This is a genomic window from Candidatus Nanopelagicales bacterium (assembly GCA_018003655.1).
In the GTDB taxonomy this organism is placed as follows: domain Bacteria; phylum Actinomycetota; class Actinomycetes; order S36-B12; family UBA10799; genus JAGNDY01.
Map to the genome: position 1 here is coordinate 9,218 of JAGNDY010000060.1, position 3,542 is coordinate 12,759.

Below are 3,542 nucleotides of genomic sequence, written 5' to 3' on the forward strand. Positions count from 1 at the left end.
TTGGCAGTTCGAGAGACGGGAACCGCGTCTTTGTCGGGAAAGGTTCCGAGTACATGATCGGCCAGATGGTTGGTTACTCCCATCCAGTACTGCTCGTTACGGTAGTGGTGAAGCCGATGCGCACGCTCGATGTAACGGGCATATCGGTGACGCGGCTTGCAGCCGGAATGGACGTAGAAGTGCGTCCATTCGTAAACGTTTCCGATAATTGCCATCGTGAGCAGCATGGTCAGCGCAACGCCAAGGGACGGAACGATCAGCAGCGCCAGTGCGCTCGCGATGGGCACGCCAACCCACAGCGACTTCATCGGGATGAAGACGTTGGCGATGTTCTTGGGATCGTTGTGGTGCCGCCTATGTTTTCGGGCCAACAGCGGGTCAATGCGACGACCAGCAATCTCGCGAGGCTTGAAGTGCAAGATGAACGTGTGAATCAGCCACTCGTTGAAGGGCTGGTAAGCAATCAAACCCACCGCCGCGACCAGGTCCCACCACGACCAATCACCGACGACAAGCCGTGCTGTCAAGGCGATGACAAATGCGCCGAGGAGGAATCGGGGGCTCGGGTAGCGCAGGTAGATGCCAACGGCATCGCCGACGCTCATGCTCGCCGGAAACCGCGTGCTGGTGGGTGTGCTCACGACTCATTTCCTTCCTCGGTAGTCAACGCAGTCAGTAACTCGGCCCACTCGTTCTCGCTGCACTCCAGCAGTGACCGGGCGGCCCGTTCGGCTGCGGCGGAGTCACCCCTCGCGATGGCCTTGACCATCTTCCGGTGATCTTTCAGGTTGTCGAGTTCCGGCTCGACGACCGCAACGATCACGGCACGTAGCGGGCGGTAGGTCGCCGCCAATCCGTTGTAGGCGATGCGGTAAGCGACGTTGCCACTGGATTCGACCACCTTGGACCAGAAGTCCAGGTCGATGTCTTGGCGTTCCAGGAGGTCGTCAGATGCAGCTAGTCGATCGACCAGATCCCCCAGTGCGGTCTGCGCCGCGACGTCGGCACGCAACGCCGCCAGTCGGGCAGCGTCGACTCCAATGCTTATGCGCATTTCCAGCAACGAGCGAAGCACTCGCGCATTGACTGATCCATCTGATTGGACCATGAGGCGCTGAAGCAGATTGAGATCGGTGGAAGTGAGAAAGTCACGGATTCGGGTAGCGCCGCCGTGGCGAATATCGATAAGCCCAGCCTGGGAGAGGCGCTGAAGCGCCTCACGTACAACGCCTCGGCTCACGCCAAGTTGTGCTGCTAGCTCCCGCTCGCCGGGCAGCGCCTCACCCGCGACCAGTGCCCCGCCGACGATCTGGTCTCGAACCTGATCGAAGACAGCATCGGCAGTCCGTTGCGGCGCAACCTCGTTGAACACCAGCGCAAGCTATCACAACTGGTACTACCAGTGGACCACTATTGCGAAGGATCACCTGGTCGGAACCATCGACGCTCTGTTGCGGTCACTCAGACAACCCGTCAGCGCGCAGCGGTCTGCCTTGGGTGCTGACCGAAGGGATCCACCACTTCCCAGGGCCGCTGGAGGAGCACACTGACGCCCGCCTCGGTCCCGCGCCGTTGGAGGTGGCCGAAGCTCCGCGTGAAGTCGTCGGCCACGCTCGGAAATGGAACCATCGGACGGTCGAGCGCGCGCGTGAAGTCGTCCCAGTGGATAGGAATGACCGTCTGCGCGCGGGTGGTGGCGACCGTCTGATCCCAGTATTCGTTGAGGTAGTCGTCCGGCTGCTTGCCGAGCGTGCCGATACCGAGGTACGCGATGTCGACTGGGTGGCCGGCCAGCATCTCGGGCCGGAATCCCGCGCTGCCGTGGACGAGCATTCGCCGCGGGTGCGTGCCATTGGCGTCGTGTTCGATCACCATCGAATAGACCTCGGCCATCCGGTAGGCACCGATCCGTGCGGGCGCGTGAAGCGGTCGCTCGATCAGGCCTGGGAACTTGGCGCCCGGCGCGTGCTCAGACAACAACATGGTGACGGTGAATCTGCCGAAGCGCAGTGGCTCGCCGGGTGTGACTCGTTGCATCGCAGATTCGCTGAGCCCAGCTCCGACGCCAATCTCGAGCGTGGAGTCTGACCCCACCAGCGTTGCGCCGGTTCGAGCTGCGACGACGCCGCTGTCCATCGAGTGGTCGTAGTGGGAGTGGCCAACGAGGACGGCGTCGAGGCGGTGGATCCCACTGCGCCGCAGGCACTTGTCGATGATCGCTGGTTGGGGCTTGACGCGTGTGAGCATGCCGAAGATCCCCGGTCGGGTGAAGAACCCGTCGGTCAGCAGCGACGTGACACCGTCGGTGATCAACAATGTGGCAACTCCGAGAAACGTCACACTGATGCCGGAGGGGCTCGGTGCCGTTAGAGGTGTCGCGTAGAGGGAACTGTCCGTCGGCAATGCCGGCCGGTACTCGAACTTCACGTGGGATCCCGTCGTCAGTCAGCGGTTTGCACGTTGGATCCTGCCACTGACCCATCTGAGTGAGTCTGTGTCGTGACAGTTTGGGTCCGGGAATGGCCGGGCATCCCCATAGTGAGCCGCATGGAGGTACGGAACGATCCCACCGGGATCACCGACTTGGCGAGCCGCCCGTTTGACCTGAATCCGGGCTGGCGAGGACCCCCTCCCGCACAGTTAGCGCGCGAATCCCCACACGTTCTTCTTGGTCCCGTCACTCTCATCCGAGGCGACGGCGAACGCCGCGTGCTCCCGATTGAGGAGCGATTCACAGATGAAGTCCGCCACCAGAGTTACGTTGACTGCCTCAACGACCGCCTTGGTCTGCGCCGCCCTGATCGGCGGTCCGCTTGTCACGACTGCATCAGCAGCGCCAGCGGCCGGCACCGACACCGTGGCAACAGCGCCAGCGGCCGGCACCAGCACCGCCGCAGCCAAGCGAACCGCGACGTTGAAGAAGTACGGCGTCTTTCCGTTGCCCGTTTCGGTCAAGCAGATCAACAGATATCACCTGAGCAAGAAGGACCTCAAGGGCATCAAGAAAGCCCAGAAGCTGGCCAAGTCACCGACAGCCCGCAAGATCCGCAAGCGCGAATCGCACAATAACTACAAGATCAATACTGGAAACGGCTACTACGGCGCGTACCACTTTGACCGGGGGACCTGGCGCAGCAACGGCGGCAGCAAGTTCGCGACGACCCCGCACAAAGCACCCAAGTGGGCACAGGACTACGTCGTCTGGCGGACCCACAAAGTCCGTGGCTGGAGCCCTTGGTCCACGCACTGACGTTTGAATCCAGGAACCACACCGTGATGGTGGATTGTCAGAACCCAGCCACGCCTCGCGTCGACAATCCACCATCACGACCGCCGGGGGAGCCGTCACGGCCGCCGGGCCACCCGTCAGGTCCCGCCGGGCGGGCCGGTTAGGCAGCAGCGGCCGCCCTCACGGCGGCGATCCACGCTGGCAGGCCTGCGGAATGACGTGGGTAGCGGGAGTACACGGCCAGCAACGCCGCTGACCGGGCGACCACGGGGACCAGGCGAGCCGCCATCACTGGCTCGCGCATGACGCCACG

Annotated in this window: 4 protein-coding genes; 1 reads left to right on the forward strand and 3 read right to left on the reverse strand. The window is 62.9% G+C overall.

Annotated elements, in window-relative coordinates; all coding sequences use genetic code 11:
• The 3 genes from KAZ48_08630 to KAZ48_08640 all read right to left on the reverse strand — a co-directional run.
• The coding region (locus KAZ48_08630; GenBank protein ID MBP7972854.1) for a sterol desaturase family protein at nt 1-605 on the reverse strand (605 nt) is incomplete at its 3' end.
• A 32-nt stretch (nt 606-637) separates the two neighbouring features.
• Nucleotides 638-1,372, reverse strand: a complete 735-nt coding sequence (locus tag KAZ48_08635) for a FadR family transcriptional regulator (protein ID MBP7972855.1) — start codon at nt 1,370-1,372, stop codon at nt 638-640.
• A gap of 101 nt (nt 1,373-1,473) precedes the next feature.
• Nucleotides 1,474-2,427, reverse strand: coding sequence for an MBL fold metallo-hydrolase (locus KAZ48_08640; GenBank protein MBP7972856.1), 954 nt, complete (start codon nt 2,425-2,427; stop codon nt 1,474-1,476).
• A gap of 310 nt (nt 2,428-2,737) precedes the next feature.
• Between KAZ48_08640 and KAZ48_08645 the strand changes: the two genes are divergently transcribed.
• Nucleotides 2,738-3,250: a transglycosylase family protein gene (locus tag KAZ48_08645; GenBank protein MBP7972857.1), complete on the forward strand. Its 513-nt coding sequence runs from the start codon at nt 2,738-2,740 to the stop codon at nt 3,248-3,250.
• Nucleotides 3,251-3,542: the final 292 nt, after the last annotated feature.

What these genes read in the sequence shown, in the direction of transcription:
- KAZ48_08645 (MBP7972857.1), top strand. Translation starts at nt 2,738, where the DNA reads ATGAAGTCCGCCACCAGAGTTACGTTGACTGCCTCAACGACCGCCTTG.